Origin of the sequence: Lederbergia ruris (assembly GCF_018332955.1) — a bacterium.
GTDB lineage: Bacteria > Bacillota > Bacilli > Bacillales > Bacillaceae_C > Lederbergia > Lederbergia ruris.
This window is the reverse complement of sequence record NZ_BORB01000028.1, coordinates 1-18143: the sequence shown is the minus strand read 5'-3', so window position 1 is coordinate 18143 and position 18143 is coordinate 1. Positions and strand designations below refer to the sequence as shown.

At 37.4% G+C, this 18143-nt stretch carries 21 protein-coding genes; 10 read left to right on the top strand and 11 right to left on the bottom strand.

The window, feature by feature from the left end; genetic code table 11:
* Positions 1-121: 121 nt before the first annotated feature.
* Positions 122-208, top strand: coding sequence for a YjcZ family sporulation protein (locus tag KI363_RS14805; protein ID WP_158323782.1), 87 nt, complete (start codon positions 122-124; stop codon positions 206-208).
* 60 nt (positions 209-268) lie between these two features.
* Here KI363_RS14805 and KI363_RS22085 read toward each other — a convergent pair whose 3' ends face one another.
* Complete coding sequence (locus KI363_RS22085; protein WP_158323772.1) at positions 269-448, bottom strand: hypothetical protein; 180 nt, start codon at positions 446-448, stop codon at positions 269-271.
* Positions 449-672: 224 nt separating this feature from the next.
* Positions 673-1209: a DUF3267 domain-containing protein gene (locus KI363_RS14800; RefSeq protein WP_158323771.1), complete on the bottom strand. Its 537-nt coding sequence runs from the start codon at positions 1207-1209 to the stop codon at positions 673-675.
* Positions 1210-1370: 161 nt separating this feature from the next.
* Here KI363_RS14800 and KI363_RS14795 point away from each other — a divergent pair, with 161 nt between their 5' ends.
* Entirely contained in the window at positions 1371-1706 is a 336-nt protein-coding gene (locus KI363_RS14795; protein WP_158323770.1) for a DUF1878 family protein, read from the top strand.
* On the opposite strand, the gene KI363_RS14790 is transcribed toward KI363_RS14795, so the two are convergent.
* Together KI363_RS14790 and KI363_RS14785 are read right to left on the bottom strand one after the other, a co-directional pair.
* A complete protein-coding gene (locus tag KI363_RS14790; protein WP_212966821.1) occupies positions 1703-2269 on the bottom strand; it encodes an HTH-type transcriptional regulator Hpr in 567 nt (188 codons plus the stop codon). The genes KI363_RS14795 and KI363_RS14790 overlap by 4 nt on opposite strands.
* Before the next feature lie 128 nt (positions 2270-2397).
* Positions 2398-2775, bottom strand: a complete 378-nt coding sequence (locus tag KI363_RS14785) for a YtxH domain-containing protein (protein WP_158323768.1) — start codon at positions 2773-2775, stop codon at positions 2398-2400.
* 168 nt (positions 2776-2943) lie between these two features.
* Here KI363_RS14785 and yhzF point away from each other — a divergent pair, with 168 nt between their 5' ends.
* Positions 2944-3138 (top strand): membrane protein YhzF, encoded by a 195-nt coding sequence (gene yhzF, locus KI363_RS14780; RefSeq protein WP_158323767.1) that lies wholly within the window; start codon positions 2944-2946, stop codon positions 3136-3138.
* A 45-nt stretch (positions 3139-3183) separates the two neighbouring features.
* Here the strand turns inward: yhzF and KI363_RS14775 are convergent, their stop codons facing one another.
* Together KI363_RS14775 and KI363_RS14770 are read right to left on the bottom strand one after the other, a co-directional pair.
* Positions 3184-3705 carry a tryptophan transporter gene (locus KI363_RS14775; protein WP_158323766.1) on the bottom strand — a complete coding sequence of 174 codons (522 nt, stop codon included), beginning with the start codon at positions 3703-3705 and terminating at the stop codon, positions 3184-3186.
* A gap of 248 nt (positions 3706-3953) precedes the next feature.
* Positions 3954-4379: an HIT family protein gene (locus KI363_RS14770; protein ID WP_158323765.1), complete on the bottom strand. Its 426-nt coding sequence runs from the start codon at positions 4377-4379 to the stop codon at positions 3954-3956.
* Between the two features lie 586 nt (positions 4380-4965).
* Here KI363_RS14770 and KI363_RS14765 point away from each other — a divergent pair.
* From KI363_RS14765 to KI363_RS14755, 3 genes are all read left to right on the top strand, one after another.
* Positions 4966-5715, top strand: a complete 750-nt coding sequence (locus tag KI363_RS14765) for an ABC transporter ATP-binding protein (protein ID WP_158323764.1) — start codon at positions 4966-4968, stop codon at positions 5713-5715.
* Positions 5699-6922 carry an ABC transporter permease gene (locus KI363_RS14760; RefSeq protein WP_212966820.1) on the top strand — a complete coding sequence of 408 codons (1224 nt, stop codon included), beginning with the start codon at positions 5699-5701 and terminating at the stop codon, positions 6920-6922. The genes KI363_RS14765 and KI363_RS14760 overlap by 17 nt, the downstream gene beginning before the upstream one ends.
* A gap of 167 nt (positions 6923-7089) precedes the next feature.
* A complete protein-coding gene (locus KI363_RS14755) occupies positions 7090-8145 on the top strand; it encodes a 2,3-butanediol dehydrogenase (protein ID WP_212966819.1) in 1056 nt (351 codons plus the stop codon).
* A gap of 203 nt (positions 8146-8348) precedes the next feature.
* Here KI363_RS14755 and KI363_RS14750 read toward each other — a convergent pair whose 3' ends face one another.
* Entirely contained in the window at positions 8349-9527 is a 1179-nt protein-coding gene (locus KI363_RS14750) for a M20 family metallopeptidase (protein ID WP_212966818.1), read from the bottom strand.
* Positions 9528-9654: 127 nt separating this feature from the next.
* Positions 9655-10176, bottom strand: a complete 522-nt coding sequence (locus KI363_RS14745; RefSeq protein ID WP_212966817.1) for an antibiotic biosynthesis monooxygenase family protein — start codon at positions 10174-10176, stop codon at positions 9655-9657.
* Between the two features lie 436 nt (positions 10177-10612).
* Between KI363_RS14745 and hemE the strand changes: the two genes are divergently transcribed.
* The 3 genes from hemE to hemY are packed head-to-tail and all read left to right on the top strand — an operon-like array spanning position 10613 to position 14051.
* A complete protein-coding gene (hemE, locus tag KI363_RS14740; RefSeq protein WP_158323759.1) occupies positions 10613-11647 on the top strand; it encodes a uroporphyrinogen decarboxylase in 1035 nt (344 codons plus the stop codon).
* Between the two features lie 31 nt (positions 11648-11678).
* Complete coding sequence (gene hemH / locus KI363_RS14735) at positions 11679-12614, top strand: ferrochelatase (RefSeq protein WP_158323758.1); 936 nt, start codon at positions 11679-11681, stop codon at positions 12612-12614.
* 27 nt (positions 12615-12641) lie between these two features.
* Entirely contained in the window at positions 12642-14051 is a 1410-nt protein-coding gene (gene hemY / locus KI363_RS14730; RefSeq protein WP_212966816.1) for a protoporphyrinogen oxidase, read from the top strand.
* 104 nt (positions 14052-14155) lie between these two features.
* On the opposite strand, the gene KI363_RS14725 is transcribed toward hemY, so the two are convergent.
* The 3 genes from KI363_RS14725 to KI363_RS14715 all read right to left on the bottom strand — a co-directional run bounded on the left by KI363_RS14725 (position 14156) and on the right by KI363_RS14715 (position 15777).
* A complete protein-coding gene (locus KI363_RS14725) occupies positions 14156-14722 on the bottom strand; it encodes an SCO family protein (RefSeq protein WP_246516894.1) in 567 nt (188 codons plus the stop codon).
* A gap of 149 nt (positions 14723-14871) precedes the next feature.
* Entirely contained in the window at positions 14872-15042 is a 171-nt protein-coding gene (locus KI363_RS14720; RefSeq protein ID WP_212966814.1) for a hypothetical protein, read from the bottom strand.
* A gap of 336 nt (positions 15043-15378) precedes the next feature.
* Positions 15379-15777 carry a hypothetical protein gene (locus KI363_RS14715; RefSeq protein ID WP_158323755.1) on the bottom strand — a complete coding sequence of 133 codons (399 nt, stop codon included), beginning with the start codon at positions 15775-15777 and terminating at the stop codon, positions 15379-15381.
* Positions 15778-16051: 274 nt separating this feature from the next.
* Here KI363_RS14715 and KI363_RS14710 point away from each other — a divergent pair, with 274 nt between their 5' ends.
* The gene (locus tag KI363_RS14710; RefSeq protein ID WP_212966813.1) at positions 16052-18013 is read left to right on the top strand and encodes a hypothetical protein; all 1962 of its coding nucleotides are present in this window, start codon (positions 16052-16054) and stop codon (positions 18011-18013) included.
* Positions 18014-18143 lie beyond the last annotated feature (130 nt).

The window sequence follows — 18143 nt, the reverse complement described above, 5'->3', positions numbered from 1 at the left end:
TTGGTTCAATTCATCATGAACATATGCATAATTTTGTAAAAAACGCAAAACTTGGGCAAACGTCCTAACCAATGATAAAAAAATGAATAATATAAAGTAAGATCTAGAGGAGGTGTTGTAATTGTCAGGAGTTGGCTACGGCGGAGGCTTCGCCCTCATTGTTGTATTGTTCATTCTGTTAGTTATCGTGGGGGCGTCTTGGCTCTAATATTAGATGGTTAAAAAGGCGGGATTCCTATTTAAAGGAATTCCGCCTTTTTATTGATTTTCAAGTATACAAAATTTCAATGTAAGTGGAAAAAAGGAGAATGGTGATCAAAGTGTTAATGGTTCGAAACACTTTGGATTGGCGTTCTTCAGGTATTTCCCTAAGGACACAGAGGGAGTTGGTAAGGTTATTAAATATGTATAAAATAATAATAGCAAAAATCAAAAAAAACGAGATCAATATTTTATCCTTCCCTTCGTCTCCTATATAGTAAAAGAATAGCAAACTTATCGTAAAAAAGATAGGGGGAAATACAACGAGTTCTTACACATAAATTGTTAAAATATAATAGTGTGCGCTAAAAAGCAAATTTTTAGATGGAATGGGACTGAATTGTGCAAGTCTGTCTGCTCACACAAAAATGGCTGGAGCAGACATGCTCTAGAGCTCTCCCTAGGATCATACTAATTTTTAATGAGGATTTCATAGCCATTTTCGTTCTCCTCAATAAAGGCCCCACTTGGGGAAGCTAGAAGTGTTTTTAAAAATTTAAAGTCTGGTGTACAGAGGCCAATATGATAAGATAGCAAAATAGCAATATAATGACGATAACTTGGAAATAGAAATAACATCGCAATGAATAGAGAATTAATGATGATAAACGGAAAAATGAGTGCAAGTGAATATTGGACTTTAGAAACAGGTGTAAACACATTTAATTGCATAATCGGCAATATATGAAAATACCATTCAATTTTTAGCTTTATTTTTCCATATGCACTTCTTAATGGCAATAAGTGACAAAATTTATGCAAAGGATATAGTAAAATAAAGATAATAAAAAAAATGAGTGCATGATTATCTTTTAATTGTCCCGAGACCGTTGTATGGATCACGACATAAATAAATAGAAAAACAAGTAAAGAAATGAAACTAGAAGTGGTGAATAACCGTAAAAAGTGATATTTTCTATTTACACTATATGCTTTCCAGCAGCGCATTGTATGATCCTCCAAAAAGAAAATGAATAAATAACTCTACATACTTTACGACGAAATACAGGTAAAATCAATAGGCTTTTAGAATAAATCGAATGAAATGAATGGAATGTTGTTTCACCGGCAATCCGGTAAGACTAAGATTAGGATATGAGGTAATGATTATGGATGATTTATTAGCAAGAATTGAAAAATTAGAATACCATCAAACCTTATTAATGAAGATGATACATGTGGAAGGATTTGAATTTGATCGATTGGTGATCGCCAATAATTTGGGACAAGCTGAGGTAGAGGAATTCTTGACAATGTGTGAGGAACTGAATAAAGAAATGCTCGAACAAAAAGCAGAGAAATTTATCTTTTATGCTCCGCTTTTCGTTCAATTTAAACTAAGACTTACACCTAAGTTAGATCCTCGTGAGGTGATTGAGGCATGCTTGAAGCAACAAATTTTTCCGGAGCTTATGGAAAAACTTAAAAGAAATATTGAGGGTTAAACAACATTTTCTACGTCCCGATCATGATTCTTTTCTTTTTCTAAGAATTCCTTTTCTAGCCTGGAAAAGGATGTCTCGAATATTTCCATGAAATCTTCTCCATAAATATTGCGAACAATGGCTAGAAGTTCAATCACTTCAGGAAATTTACCATACAATTCACGTAAAGGAAGAGAACCTTGATAAACAGAATTTTTGGCAGGCTCATAGGCAGCCATTAATTCCATGAGTAAGTTTGTCCCTTTATCTGTGAGCTTTATGTATGTATTGCGCTTGTCGTTTTCCCGTTTTGAAAGAGTTAATAATTCCCTTTCTTCCAACTTTTTTGAAAAGTTAAAAGCTGTGGAGACATGCATCACACCAAATTTAGAGATGTCTGAAATCGTGGCCCCATTTAAATAATGCGCAATCCATAAAACATGATGTTCATTAATGTTTAAATGGAATGGTTTAATCCATCTTTGCCAGTCCTTTTCAATTGCTTTCCATAGTGCTTTTGATAGTTGGGCCATTCTTTGGGTAAAAAGCATAGACTCGGTAAATGAATATTCTTTTTCTTCCATGTATTTCCCCGCCTTTTTTACTTTAATAACATTATGCCAATAAAGTAAAGATTAATAAAGATATAAATTTTAAAAATACCGAAAAAAATGAAGGATCTCCATTTAATATGGAAATCCTTCATAGCTTTTTAGGAAGTTTTAGAAGAGAGCTGGTTTTCTTTTAATTTTTCTTCAAGTTGAGCAATGGTCTTTTGAATTTCTTTCATTTCTTCTTGAAGCACTTTTTTATTCGGCTCCACGCTTCTTTGCCATTCTTCTACTGCAACTTTCACATCAGCTGCAAGCTCTTTAATGACTTCTTTACCTTCCTTGGATACTTTTGTGACGGAATCCTTAATATCCATTACATCTTCTTTTAATTCCGTTGCCATTTTGACCCAATCATTTTTAGATTCTTTCACTTGAGTACGCAGCTCTTTTCCAGAGCTTGGAGCAGTGAGTAATGCTGTCGCTGCTCCAACAACACCGCCAACAAGAATACCGGCTACTAGTGCTTTTCCGTTCATTCGTATCACCTCAGAATTAATATTATTTTTAATACCTTCTCCATTTGTTAAAAAAATCCTTCATTTTTCTTTACCCCATCTACTCATGGTTATTCATATAATAGCATAAGATTAAGTATTAGTTGGCTCTAAAAGAAAAGCGGCAGTCGAGAGAAGAGGTGGGCAGATATGACAATTGTAAAGTTTATGATTATCATCATGGGGATCATTCTGCTTTTTATAATGGGTTATCAAATAACAATGTATTTGCGCCCAGGTATTTTTCCGCCGAAGAGAGTCGTGAAAGAGCGGATTTTTGTTAGCGGGGGAGTAGGTCTCTTTTTTTTAATTATGGGGATTGTCATTACTATATTTGGAAAATAAAAGAACCTGGTATAACCGTTTGGTCATACCAGGCAGGACATTTCATTACATAGAAGCAGTGGAAGCAAAATCCGTTCTCTTTAAGATTGTTATGACAAGTGGGTACAGAATAAACAATATGATCGCATTGAGTGCCATTGCTGGTAATACAGCTGATCCAAATAAAGCGATAAATGGTCCCGGTAGCTCAAATAGAATATAGGCTGAACCAAGGAATAAGGTACCCGAGATGAATGTGCAAACAACCGTAAGAATGGTAAGGGAAAGGTGCTTCGACAGCTTTTTGCTTAGTAATAGAAATAGTCCATAAAAGACAAAGGCTGTAATAGGTTTATCAATGATATTTGGAATTTGCCCCATTGGAAAACTTGTCGTTAAGGCGGTCAAAAGCCCAGTGGCAATTCCTAAAAGTAAGACGTTTTTCTTTTCAGGGAATAAGGCAATCCCTAAAAACATCATTGCCAGCATCATATCGGGTTTAATCGCCCACGTTCCAGGCATAACTAAATGGAGCACCGTCCCAATTCCTAGCAACATGGATAAAATAACAAGTGTTTTTGTCTTCATTTTTTCTCTCCTCTTCTCATCTAGCTATTCATTTCTTTCCTGGCGTGCTCTCTTGCCGACAGCGAAAGGTTAAGAATATTTTATCATAGGAGAGTGTGTAAAGAAAGACCAAAAAGACTCCTAGAAGAGGATGTACAAAAAGTAAGGATCAAGTGGATGAACAGCTAAGTTCGCGCCGTCCTGTCGCTTCGTCTGCACTAGTACATCCTTGTACGTCGCAACGCTGTTCTGACCAACGTCCTGTTGGCCTAAATTTGAATAGCTTGGTTTATGGCCGAAGCAATCTGTTGCAGATCATCAGGGGTATATTCAGCCTGATGACTGATGAATTTCTTTTGAATGCCATCTTTCTCATCATAACGAGGAACAAGATGTAAATGGTAATGAAAAACTTCTTGTCCGGCAAATGAGCCATTATTATTAATCATATTCAATCCTTTAAGGTCAAATTCAGAACGTAAAGCTCGGGAAATAGCAGGAACAACGGAAAATAATTTTTCAGCCGTTTCTGTATCCAAATCAAAAACGTCTTCTTTATGTATTTTGGGAATCACAAGAGTATGTCCTTTTGTAACCTGACTAATATCAAGAAAAGCGAGGACATCATCATTTTCAAATACCTTAGCTGAAGGAATCTCTCCATTAATAATTTTGCAAAATATACAGTCACTCATTGATATCACCTTCCAATTTTTACATTTATTTTAACATAGGTATGGATCAAAGGCTAAAATCGCGCCATCCTGGCGCCACGCCTTTGTGACCAACGTCCTGTTGGCCTAAATAAAAAACGTGCAAGGTTTCATAAGAAACCTTGCACTGTGAAGGGATATGCGGGTTTTAAGGAAAGATTCTCTTTGTAAGTTATTTCCTTTTACAGAAACAACTTAGTAAAAAGATTTTCCCGACTTTTCATTACCATGCCCAACGGAATCATCTCCCTTGTCAATAGTCAAGTTTGATTGTTCCAATTTCATGATCAATGTTCATCGCTACTTACTTTCCAATGCTGTTCATGTCTTTCGACTGTTTCAGCTTTTTCCCGCCCCTCATCCATTATAATGGCCAGTTTTCAATCGTTCATACAGGTAAAAAAGACCAATTTTTAAGAAAAGTCCAAGTCGTTTGAAGTGAGATCCAACAGAAACTAATTTTTTCTTGCTTTTTAAAAAAGAGATTTTTCATGATAGAAGAATCGGCAATATATATAAAAATTTGGTAAACTAATGTACAGAGAAATAAAAGAGAGGACGAGGGTACATGCCTTTACTGGATATAAAAAATGTGACAGGCGGCTACACAAAAAAACCAGTCATACAGGATCTTTCTTTTCAAGTGGCTGCAGGTCAAATTGTAGGATTAATTGGACTAAATGGAGCAGGGAAAAGCACAACGATTAAACATATTATTGGATTAATGGAAGAGCGCTCAGGTGAAATCACAATTAATGGATTATCATTAAAAAAAAATCCAGAGGAATACAGAAAACAATTTTCCTTTGTACCGGAAACACCCATCCTTTATGAAGAGTTGACGTTGGAAGAACACTTAAAATTGACCGCTATGGCTTATGACATTCCCGAAAAAGTATTTAAAAAACGGATTGAACCATTATTAAAGGAATTTAGACTTGATCAGAAGCTAAAGTGGTTTCCGGCTCATTTTTCTAAAGGGATGAAGCAAAAGGTCATGATTATGTGTGCATTTTTAAATGAGCCATCTTTATATATCATTGATGAACCATTTGTTGGCCTTGATCCACTCGGAATTCAATCCCTTTTGGATCTCATGGATAAGATGAAGAACAATGGAGCAGGTATTTTGATGTCGACCCATATTTTAGCTACGGCAGAGCGTTATTGTGATTGTTTTATTATTTTGCATAATGGAAAAATCAGGGCTAAGGGAACGCTTGCGGATTTACGGGAGGAATTTTCGATGAAAGATGCGACACTAGATGATATTTATTTGCAATTGACAAAGGAAGAGATCGATGAAAACAATAGATGAATTGTGGAAGGAAAGAGTACAAGCCTATATAAGAGAGCTTCAGAAATATATGAAATACATGTTTAATGATCATTTATTATTTGTTCTCATTTTCGGAGGGGGAGCCGCCCTATACTATTATTCTCAATGGGTCAAGACGCTTCAACCTTCATTTCCTGTAGCCATCATTATGGCAATTCTGTTCGCTTTGGTTTTATCCGCAAGTCCGATTACAACCCTTTTAAAAGAAGCAGATATCGTTTTTTTGCTTCCGCTTGAGACAAATCTTAAGCCATATTTCAAAAAGGCGATCACATTAAGTTTTCTCACGCAAGTTTATCTTATTGTTTTCGTGGTTGCGGCTTGTATGCCAATGTTTGTTCAAGTAACAGGAAAGAGTTTTAAGTGGTTCTTGTATTTGCTACTTTTAACAGCCTTGTTAAAGTATTGGAATTTATTGATTCATTGGTGGATGCTCAAAATATCATCTTCACATTCGCTTTTTTTCGATTGGCTTATTCGGTTTGCGGTAAGCGGACTCTTGCTTTATTTTATCTTGAATAATGCTTCGTTTTGGTTTATTGGCGCCGTCTTATTCATTTTAGCCGCTTTTTCAATTTATGTTAGGGAAGCAGCAAAAAATAAAGGGATTAACTGGGAGCGACTGATTGACAAGGAGCAAGCAAGAATGCAAGCTTTTTACCATGTAGCGAATATGTTTACCGATGTGCCCCATTTAAAAGGACGGGTTAAAAGAAGACGTTGGCTTGACATTGTATTTTCTTCGATTCCATATGGAAGTGACCAGACGTATCGTTTTTTATATTCCCGAGCTCTAGTAAGAACAAATGAGTATTCAGGTTTAATCTTAAGGTTATCTGTTATTTCAGCGCTTATAATTCTTTGGAGTGATCAATTATATTTAGCACTAGCGATCTCTTTATTGTTTATTTATTTAACAGGATTCCAGCTATTCCCAATCTTGAGACGATATGAAATGAAAATCTGGACAAATCTTTACCCGATCAAGAAAAGCCAAAAAAACAGCGCTTTTTTACAATTATTATTGAAAATATTACTCTTCCAGGCGCTTCTATTTGGTGTTTGTGCATGGATAGGTGGGGGTATCGTACAAGGTACTGTTGTAGCGGGAATCTCGATTATCTTTGCTGTCCTGTTTGCCCGGGTTTATGCGCCGTCGAGAATAAAGAAAATCTTTTCTATATAAGTGCGTGTTCAAAAAGTCCGTTTTCTTCAATCTTACTACCCAGTTTAATCAGGATAAATTTGTATAAAAATGTCGTTCAAGTAGCAAAAAAGGACGACATTTTTCAAAATTTGTGATATAGTGAGCATATGATCGATCATCATAATATCTTTCAAGGGGGAGTCAAGATGAAAGCAGCTAGATGGCATAAAGCAAAAGATATTCGTGTAGAATCGGTAGATGAACCTATCATCTCACGAGGAAAAGTAAAAATTGAAGTGAAATGGGCTGGAATTTGTGGGAGTGATCTACATGAATATGCGGCTGGTCCTATTTTTGTGCCAGTGGAAGAACCTCATTATGTAAGTAAGGAAGTAGCTCCGATTGTGATGGGGCATGAGTTTTCTGGTGTTGTAACAGAGATCGCTTCAGATGTGACAAAGGTAAAAGTAGGCGATCCCGTTGTGGTTGAACCAATTCTTGCTTGTGGTGAATGCCCTGCCTGTCGAAAAGGAAAATACAATGTATGTGAGCATTTAGGCTTTCATGGTCTCTCTGGTGGCGGTGGAGGATTTTCTGAATTTACGATGGTAGATGAGCATATGGTCCATAAGATGCCAGAAGGACTTACATTTGAACAAGGAGCGTTGGTAGAGCCTGCTGCTGTAGCTCTTCATGCTGTTCGTCAAAGCAAACTAAAAGCAGGAGATAAAGCGGCTGTATTTGGTGCGGGACCTATTGGTTTATTAATCATTGAAGCATTACGCGCTGCAGGGGCCTCTGAAATTTATGCGATTGAAATCTCGCCTGAACGTGCAGAAAAAGCGAAGGAGTTAGGCGCTAAAGCCGTTATTAACCCTATGGAAGAGGATGCTGTTCAACGTCTTCTTGAATATACGAACGGCGGAGTAGATGTGGCCTATGAAGTTACGGGAGTTCCGGCTGTTTTACAGCAATGCATTGATTCCACGACATTCGAAGGTGAAACGGTTATCGTATCTATTTGGGAAACAGATGCTTCAATTCTTCCGAATAATATTGTATTGACGGAAAGATCTGTGAAAGGAATCATTGCCTATAGAGATATTTTCCCAGCTGTAATGGAATTAATGAATCAAGGTTATTTTCAGGCGGACCAACTTGTTACGAAGAAAATAGCCCTTGATGATATAGTATCTGAAGGCTTTGAGGCGTTAATGAAAGAAAAAAATCAAATTAAAATTTTAGTGAAACCTTCTAACTAAAAGGAAAAGAGGCGTTCTGGCACAGCAGAATTCCTCTTTTCTGTTTTGTTTTATCCCGGATCAACTGGCAGTAAATCCTCGATTGGTTCAACTAACGATCATTGGGGGAAAGTGGAACGCAGACTAAAAACGCCACGTCCTGTGGCAACGTCTGCGTGACGTACATCTTGTACGCCTAAACCCCCAATGAATGAAGTTTCACTTTATAACTCAGCAGCTTGTAATGCAACAAGTCCAAGTGTTTTTGCTGCTGCAAGCATCGCTTTCTCATTGATATCAAATTTTGGATGATGGTGGGGAAACGGCACAGACAGATTTTCAGGTTTGGCGCCGGTAAAAAAGAAGGTTCCTTGTACATTTTTTAAATAATAAGCAAAGTCTTCTCCAGTCATCTCTGGAACGGACTCTTCTACAAGATCTATTTCTGGGATCTCTTTCGCACATTGGACAAGCAACTCTGTTTCCTCGTCATGATTTTCAACGGCAGGATAACCTTTATAGTAATGAAATTCAAAGTCGCAATCGGCTGCATGGCAAGTGCCTCTTGTTATTCTCTCTAATTCCTTTTCGATCATCTCTTGCATTTCGGGTTTAAAAGTGCGGACTGTCCCGCCAAGGATTACCTGATCGGCAATCACATTAAAGGAATTTTCTGCCCGAAAATAGCCAATCGAAAGAACGGCAGATTCAATCGGATCTACTTTTCTACTAACAATTTGTTGTAAATTCATCACCAATTGAGAGGCAATGACGATGGAATCTTTTGTTTTATGTGGTTGCGCACCGTGACCGCCGTAACCATTAATTTTAATTTCAAATCGATCCGCTGCTGCCATAATCGGCCCCTTTCGATAAGCGACTGTACCATATGGAACGGTTGCCCATAAATGAGTACCAAAAATGGCATCCACACCATCCAAACAGCCATCCTCAATCATCGGCTTGGCACCACCTGGTGAAAGTTCTTCTGCGTGTTGGTGGATGAATACGTAATTTCCTGCAAGCTCTTCCCGCATTTCAAAAAGGATTTTAGCGAGTACGAGGAGGATTGCCATATGTCCATCATGGCCGCAAGCATGCATGACACCAGGTGTTGTCGATTGAAAAGGAAGTCCAGTTTCCTCTTGAATAGGCAGAGCATCAAAATCAGCTCGTAATGCAATCGTCTTCCCAGGTTTCCCACCGCTTATTTTTGCTACAATTCCATTGCCACCCACACCTGTACGAATATCCGTTATCCCCAAATTCTGATAATATTTCGCAATATAGGCGGCTGTCTTTTTTTCTCGAAAGGAGAGTTCGGGGTGTTGGTGAAGGTATCTTCGGATTTCAACCATCTCATCGTAACTTCGGTTCAATTTTTCAAATAATTGCTCTTTCATTTTTGCACCACGCCCCTGACTATCGTATTTTATAGATTATTATATCAGTATTTTTATAGCGAATGTTCAGAAAGTCTGTAATTCCTTTGTTAAAAAATTTCGCGTTATAAAAGACTAACCCGGAAAGTCAAGAGCTCTCCGGGCTAAATGAATCCTCTTCTATCTCTTCTTCAGAAACGGTAAACGTATGCGTATAAGGAGGGGTCGAGAAAATATTCCCTAGGTGTTGATGAATTTGAAATTGGGCGAAAGTGGTGGAGTTTTCCCAACGTACATAGTGCCTTTCACTTTGCCACATCGTCATGATGATATAAACTTCACTTGATAATGGGCGTAAGATTCGTGCCGCTAATAACCCTTCTTCCTGTTCAATGAACGCTAGTTTATTTTCAAAGTTATACTCAAATAATGGTCTGTTTTCGTCGCGAACGGATACATAATGGCATGCTACAAACCCTTCGTTAGTGAAATGACCAAGCGCATCCATCACTTCATACTTACGTGGTGATTGGAAGAGCGAACGTTTATCTGTTTCATGCCATAATTCTGCTGTACGTATGTTTTGCATGAGCATCATTTTTTCGTTCGGATGTTTTTCCTCAAGCTTTTTTAAATATGAATACGTACCAGCCGTAATATACATATACATTCTATCACTCCCTCTCTCATCATCACTAGGTGCTAATCTTGGTGTATTTTACCCATTGTTCATGAACTTGAAACGATTAATCTTGGCTGTAGGTTTAAAGTCTTCCGCAATATGGACAAAATATGAATAAAAGTAACAATGAAATAGAACAAATTTATGACAAGGGGTACTAGTTGCTATACTTTGCTTACTAAAAATAATATAGTTAGGATAACCACTTAATAATAATTCTAAGGGGATGTTCAAAAAGTCCGGTAAAAATGACACTGCGAATTTCTTCGTTGGCTTGTTTCTGTGCTGCTCATGTATTTAAAAGCATACATTCCGCTGCTCGAAACTACGCCGCCTCGAACTTCTTGGTCCTTTTTATCCTCCTTTTTGAACACGCACTCTAAGTAAATTATAGCATGTTTGCGAAAGGCGGAATTATATATTCATGAGAAAAATAATAAATGATACATTTTTGCGGGCAGCAAGGGGAGAGGAAACGGAACATGTGCCTGTTTGGTATATGCGCCAAGCTGGTCGATCACAGGCTGAGTACCGTAAATTAAAAGAAAAATATTCTTTATTTGAGATTACGCATCAGCCTGAGTTATGTGCATATGTCACAAAACTTCCAGTTGATATGTACAATGTCGATGCAGCGATCCTTTATAAAGATATTATGACTCCACTTCCAGCATTAGGAGTCGATGTTGAAATAAAAAGTGGAATCGGACCAGTTATTGATCAACCGATCCGTTCGAAAGCAGATGTTGAAAAGTTAGGGGAAATAAATCCAGAGCAGGATATTCCTTATATATTAGACACGATCAAGCTCCTAACAGAAGAGCAGCTAACCGTTCCTTTAATTGGCTTTGGTGGTGCACCTTTTACTTTGGCAAGCTATATGATTGAAGGAGGTCCTTCGAAAAATTATCATAAAACGAAAGCTTTTATGTATGCTGAACCTGTTGCTTGGTTCCTTTTAATGGACAAGCTTGCGAATATGACGGTTCGCTATCTAAAAGCACAAGTACAGGCAGGCGCTAGCGCTCTACAGATTTTTGATTCATGGGTTGGAGCATTAAGCCGAGCAGATTATCAAACCTATATTAAACCGACAATGGAAAAAATCTTTACAGAGATGAAAGAAGTCAATGTACCAATGATTCTACATGGTGTAGGAGCTAGTCATCTCGTGTTGGAATGGAATGATTTGCCCCTTGATGTAGTTGGATTAGATTGGAGATTACCGATTTCAGAAGCTAGAAAACTGGGAGTCACCAAAGCTGTACAAGGAAATCTTGATCCCGCTGTATTAATCGCTGATTGGTCGACGATTGAAGCAAAGGCCAAAGAAATACTTGATCAAGGAATGGAACAACCAGGTTTTATTTTTAACCTCGGTCATGGTGTGTTTCCAGAGGTAAATCCCGAAGTATTAAAAAAATTAACGGATTTTGTTCATGGTTATAGTAAAAAGTAAAAGCAGTCATCATTAACGAGGAGTGAAGGAAATGAGTAAGAAAAAAATGGGTTTATTAGTAATGGCATATGGAACCCCGTACCATGAAGAGGACATTGAGCGTTATTATACGCATATTCGACATGGCCGAGCTCCTTCAAAAGAAGCACTAGAAGATCTACAAAATCGCTATCAAGCCATTGGTGGAATCTCTCCATTAGCTAAAATTACAGAACAACAAGCATATGGTTTGCAAGATCATTTAAATGAGATTCAAGATGAAATTGAATTTAAAACGTATATTGGCCTAAAGCATATTGAGCCGTTTATAGAAGATGCCGTTCAGAAAATGCATGAAGATGGAATAGAAGAAGCTGTTTCTATTGTACTTGCGCCACATTTTTCTACTTTTAGTGTCGAGTCTTATAATCAGCGAGCAAAAGAGACAGCGGATAAATGTGGGGGACCAACAATTACATCCATTGAGAGTTGGTATAATGAACCTAAATTTATCCAGTTCTGGGCAAATGAAGTAAAAGCGATTTATGAAAATATGAATGAGAATGAACGAGAAGCAGCTTGCTTGATTGTTTCAGCCCATAGTCTTCCAGAAAAGATATTAGAATTTGGCGATCCATACCCAGAGCAGCTAAAAGAAACGGCTAAATTGATAGCCGCAGCAGCAGGAGTGGCAAATTACCATGTCGGCTGGCAAAGTGAAGGAAACACACCAGATCCATGGCTAGGACCTGATGTGCAAGATTTAACGCGCGAACTTTTTGAAGACAAGGGATATAAAGCATTTGTTTATATTCCAGTTGGTTTTGTCTCTACCCATTTGGAAGTCCTCTATGATAATGATGTGGAATGTAAAGTGGTTACAGATGAAGTGGGAGCAGCTTATTACCGTCCTGCTATGCCAGATGCACAGCCTGAATTTATTGATGTATTGTCTACTGTTGTTCTCAAGCATCTCGGAAAAAAATAATGGATCGATAAAGTAGGCGATGGTTTTATGAATCAACGAAAGAAAAAAGTGGTCATAGTCGGTGGAGGGATCACCGGCTTAACTTCCGCTTTTTATTTGAATCGAGCAATTAATCAATATCAATTGCCGATTGAATTGACACTTATTGACGCAAATCATCGATTAGGCGGTAAGATACAGACTGAATATAAAGATGGTTTTGTGATTGAAAAAGGACCTGATTCCTTTCTGGAACGAAAGCCAAGTGCTAAGCAACTAGTACAGGATGTGGGCTTGGGACATGACCTTGTAAGGAATACCGCAGGGAAAAGGCATATAGTTGTAAAAGATCAAATGTATCCTATGCCTGATGGGGCTATTATAGGGATTCCTACGAAATTTGGGCCGTTTTTGAAAACGGGTCTTTTTTCGGTACAAGGAAAAGTGAGAGCAGCTTGTGATTATGTTTTGCCACGATCTAAAGTGGAAGGGGATCAATCGATTGGGAGTTTTATTAGGAGGAGATTAGGTGATGAGGTTGCGGAAAACTTAGTGGAACCTCTATTATCGGGCATTTATATTGGTGATATGGACCAGTTAAGTCTTCTCTCTACCTTTCCGCAATTTTATGAAGCTGAGCAGGAACACCGGAGCTTAATTCGTGGATTAAAGAAAATGTCTCAAGCAGCTTCGGAAGGTACCTTAACGAGCAAAAACCAAGGTGTTTTCCTGACACTTAAAAACGGTTTACAATCACTGGTTGAAGCGATTGAAACGCAGCTTATGGATGTGACGATTCTAAAAGGCGTTTCAGTAAAAGAATTAAAAAAGGTGAAAAACGCCCATTATGAATTAAGCTTAAATGATGATGAATCACTGCAAGCCGATGGAGTGATTCTTGCTCTTCCACATGCAATGATGGCAGAACTAATGCCAGCTAAAAAATATTTAAGGGACTATACAGACATGCCAGCTACAACAGTGGCAACGGTAGTCACTGCCTTTAAAGAGGATGCTGTTAATCTAGCAGATGGTGTAGGTTTTGTTGTATCAAGACATAGTGATTATACGATTACGGCCTGTACGTGGACCCATAAAAAATGGCCGCATACGGCTCCGAAAGGGATGGCCTTACTACGTTGTTATGTAGGACGCATAGGAGAAGAAACGGTTGTTGACTTATCAGATACAGAAATTGAAGAAATAGTTTTAGAGGATTTGAAGAAAACATTAAATATAACAGCCAAACCAGAATTTTCCATCGTGACAAGGTGGATGAAGGCTTTTCCACAATACAATGTAGGACATCATCGGCGAATGAATGAGATGCATGAATCGCTAAGTAAAGATATGCCCGGTGTGTTTGTGACCGGAAGTTCATGTGATGGTCTTGGATTACCGGACTGTATCACGCAAGGAAAAATGGCTGCTAAAAAAATGAGAGCGTATTTTGAGTAATTTTGGTTATGATCAAGTTGTATGGATAGTAAAATCTTTATTTGCGCTTAGTTTAAAAAAACAATAGCCAAGCAAAGAACAGTTTAACGTTCTTTGCTTGGCTTTTAATGTTTTAGAGCGGACTTAATATCTTTTAGTATTTGTTTGTAAGGTACATCCTGATCTCCTGGATAATCACTAATAACCTCACCATTTTTATTTATAAGGAAAAATCTTGTACCATGGATGACTTGGTCATCATCTTCTGGTTTGACGACCCATTCTTTGAAATTCTTAAGCGCATAATCTTCAATTTCTTTTTGGCTATAGCCCGTTAGAAAATGCCAAGTTGAGAAATTGGCTGCAAATGATTCTGCATATTTTTTTATGTCTTGGGGAGTATCAACCTCTGGATCTACACTGAACGAGACAAAATGCACTTCATCTAGTCCCGCATCCTCTGCTTGCTGTTGAATATCACTCATGTTGGCTGTCAAGGTGGGGCAGATGGTTGTGCAATTCGTAAAAAATAAATTGGCAACCCATACTTTACCCTTCAAGTCCTCAAGCCCAAAGCTTTGTCCATCTTGATCTGTATATTGGAAATCTTCTAACGGCCGTCCTTCTTTAGCTGAACAACCTGCGATGACTAATAAACAGGATAATAAAAATAACAATCCATACTTTTTCAATAAAAAAACCTCCAAACCGTCCATACTCTCATTATAGCCAAAAATACGCAGTGATTGGGTATTTATACAATCTGTTCAGAAACTTTTCATTTATTATCAACAAAATCTTTAAAATTTGAGATAAAAAGAACTCGCAACGAATAAAGCGTTTACGAGCTATGGCTTTGCTGTTTTGATTTTGAATTTTTCGGAGCTTTTTTCGTTACGCTCTTTTTTTCTCTTCTTGTGCCGGTTAAGCGGTATACAATATAATTTATTACTTCTTCGAAAATTGCTAGCATTACAAATGGTGCAAGAATAAGTAAAATCCATTTCCACATTTAGATCACCTTTTATGAAAAGTAAATTTGAAAGTCTATTATTATTCATACCTTTTATTTTATTATTTTAACATGAAGTTCGGGTAAACAATTATATATTTTTCAAGAATAAAAAAGCAATCGTCTTTTTTTAAAAGATAAGAAAGTATAAATTTTGGCTAATGCTTGATCCAGCTCCAGGCGCCATCGGCTCGAGGTCAAATAACCTGAACCAAAGAAAGGCAAAAAAGCGCCTTTCTTTGGTTCAGAACATTTGCTTGTCGCCGATAGGCGGGCGCCTTGCGCTTTTCTTATGATCGACAAAAAAGAAAACTGTCATGTATGAACATGACAGGCTTATTTTGAATCCCTCACTGGCTTTACTGTGACAATATTTAATTTATTTACCTTTTTACATCCGTCTAAATCAGTTTCACTTAATAAACCTAAATCTAGGGCAGACTTGATTTTTTTATCGTCAGGCTTTTTTTGAATTAATTCATTTAGATGAAGAGCTTCCAGTCTTTTCACAGTTTCTTCTTGTTCATATTTTTCTATCGTACGAATTTGTCTTTGCAGTTTATATTCATCCATTATTACTTCCCCCTTCTCGTGATATCCAACAGATAGGTCGAAGTAATGATTAAATGCTTTTTTTAACTCGTCTAACTGTTCTTCTATTCTTTTTTTCTGTTGATTTAACTGATTATAACGTACAAGCATCTCTTTTGTAATTAGGGGATTAAGGTCAGCCATCAACATCGCTCCATTCCAGATTCAATTATATAGAAACATATGGGAGCGAAAGGAAGTTTATGCTAAGGATAAAATTGTAAAACTAGGAAGTCGTGAAATATATCCTTTTTCCTATGTTATTCAATAGAAAAACAGGAGGAATATCGTTCTTTTTACCCGAATTTTCCTGAATCAATCGCTAATGAACTTTTGATGACGTATACTGTACGTTGATTATTGGTAAAGGAAAATTTTAACTGCTGGATAAAGGAAATGGTTTTAGGGAGGTTTTGCAGTGAAGAAGTTTTTACGGGTCGTTGGAAAAATCATCTTCATCTTATTTACGGTGTTTGTTGCCTCATCTCTACTGATTGTTGGGGGTATCTGGGGCTATCAAAAATACAAAGATTATCAACTAGAAAAATATTTAAAAGCTTTACCAGAGGATCCGACGATTTCTACCGATTTGACGGTTAAGTTACATGGTGATGAAAAAATTGGCAAGCAAAAAATGACCATTAAAGAAAAAGTGGATGCCGGTTTAAATCCATATGTCGCTGATACATCAGGGAATGGAATATCGGATTGGGATGCAATTCATACCTATCACACAGACCCAAAAAAGTTTTCAACTGCTGATGATGGGATTAGTGATCTGGCTAAAATTAAAGAAGGGCTTGACCCAACAAAACCATTGGATAAAGATACGATCGATGAATTTAGTATTGAAGATGAAAAATTGGATGTAGCCATACATACGAATGATTTAAATGCGAAGTATCATTCATTTATTGAATCCTATCAGCAAGATGAGCTAGATGCTATTTATGAACCTGTTCGAGAGCCTGTACAATTTTTTAATTACACCGGGGAAGTAGAGTTGAAACTTCCCGAAGGAGTAAAAAATAAAAAGAAATTAAAGGCCTTTTATTTTGATTTTGATAAGGAAGATTTTGTTGAAATTAAAAAACAGCGTGTAGAAGATAATGCGATTTTTGCCACGATTAATGATTCATTCCCGGTCTATATCCTTGATCCAGATACCTATGAAAGAATTGAAAAGTATTATTATTTCCGTGTGTCTGGGTTTCAATTTAGCCGGGCAGTTGCCGGTTTCGATCATAAAGTGTTTATTTTTAAACGTGCTTGGCGTGATAGTGATGACTTCGTGGAAGACAAATATGAAGATGAGGAATATGGGATTACAGAATTGTCGATTGGGACAATCGGACCTATTTCTGCGGCTTTTTTAGATGGTGTGTACGCCCTATTAGATAAGGTTTTCGCGCCATTGGATGGGACAGATGGGGATTGGTTGGCCCGCGCCCTCCTTGATTATGGGACAGTTATGGGGACCCCTGATTATGTAAAAAAATATTCGATGCCGTGGATTTTTGATGAAGAATTTCATCAGGAAGAGGTATATTCTGCCAAAGTGATTGACACCGGCTTTCTTTCCAACTCGAACGCCTTCCGTTTCGGTAATATGTTAACCCCACTTGGGGATGGAGGAATTTGTGCTGGCATTGTTCGTGTCATTGAACGAGTGTTTAATCATGAAGAAATCGAAAAGGAGCTAAGTTATAAACCAGAGACAGTTAAATCTTGGTTAAGAGAGTATTTGGGCAGTGCTGGATATAAAACGTTATCCTATAACTTAGAACCACAATTAGATCAATATTCTTTCTTAGAGGATGGGTATCTTTATGGCTACCGCTTTACGGATGAGCAAATTTCCTATATTGGGAAAGAGAAATATGTTGATGATTACGTGATTGATCCTAGTAAAATAGCTGAGCCTGATCAAACACTAGTAAAAATGTTAGAAACCCAGTGGATCTATGCCAATGAAATTATAAATTATAAGACTAAACCTTATGATTCTTCGAATATAACCATTTTAGATCAAGTGGAGGACGCTTTAGCAAACGGAAATATAGTGTATGCCTCCTTGCATAAAGATTCAGGTGGGCATGCTGTGAATATCTATAAAATGGAATATGACGAATTTGATCCTAATCTAATCCGCTTGTACGCTTATGATTCGAATTTTCCATATGGCCGATTAAAACAAGAGAAAAAGCGAGAATTGTTTATGAATATCTATAAGAAAAAAAGGAATACAGCGGATGGGGTAGAGGAATATTTCCAATTTGACTATACGCCATTTTCAAGTAAGAACTATTCCTACAATAATACAAAAAACAATCATGAAATTCGTTTCTTTGTCAATGATCAAGCTTTAAAAGGGAAATAACAGAAGGGGATGTCTAAAAAGTCCCTAAAATAAATCAGGTGGAGAGAAACGATTTGTTTTTCTCCACCTGATTTTGTGTTTTTATGGTTTTTCCCTGAAAATAGTAGGCGAGTGCCTGCCACTTTCAGGA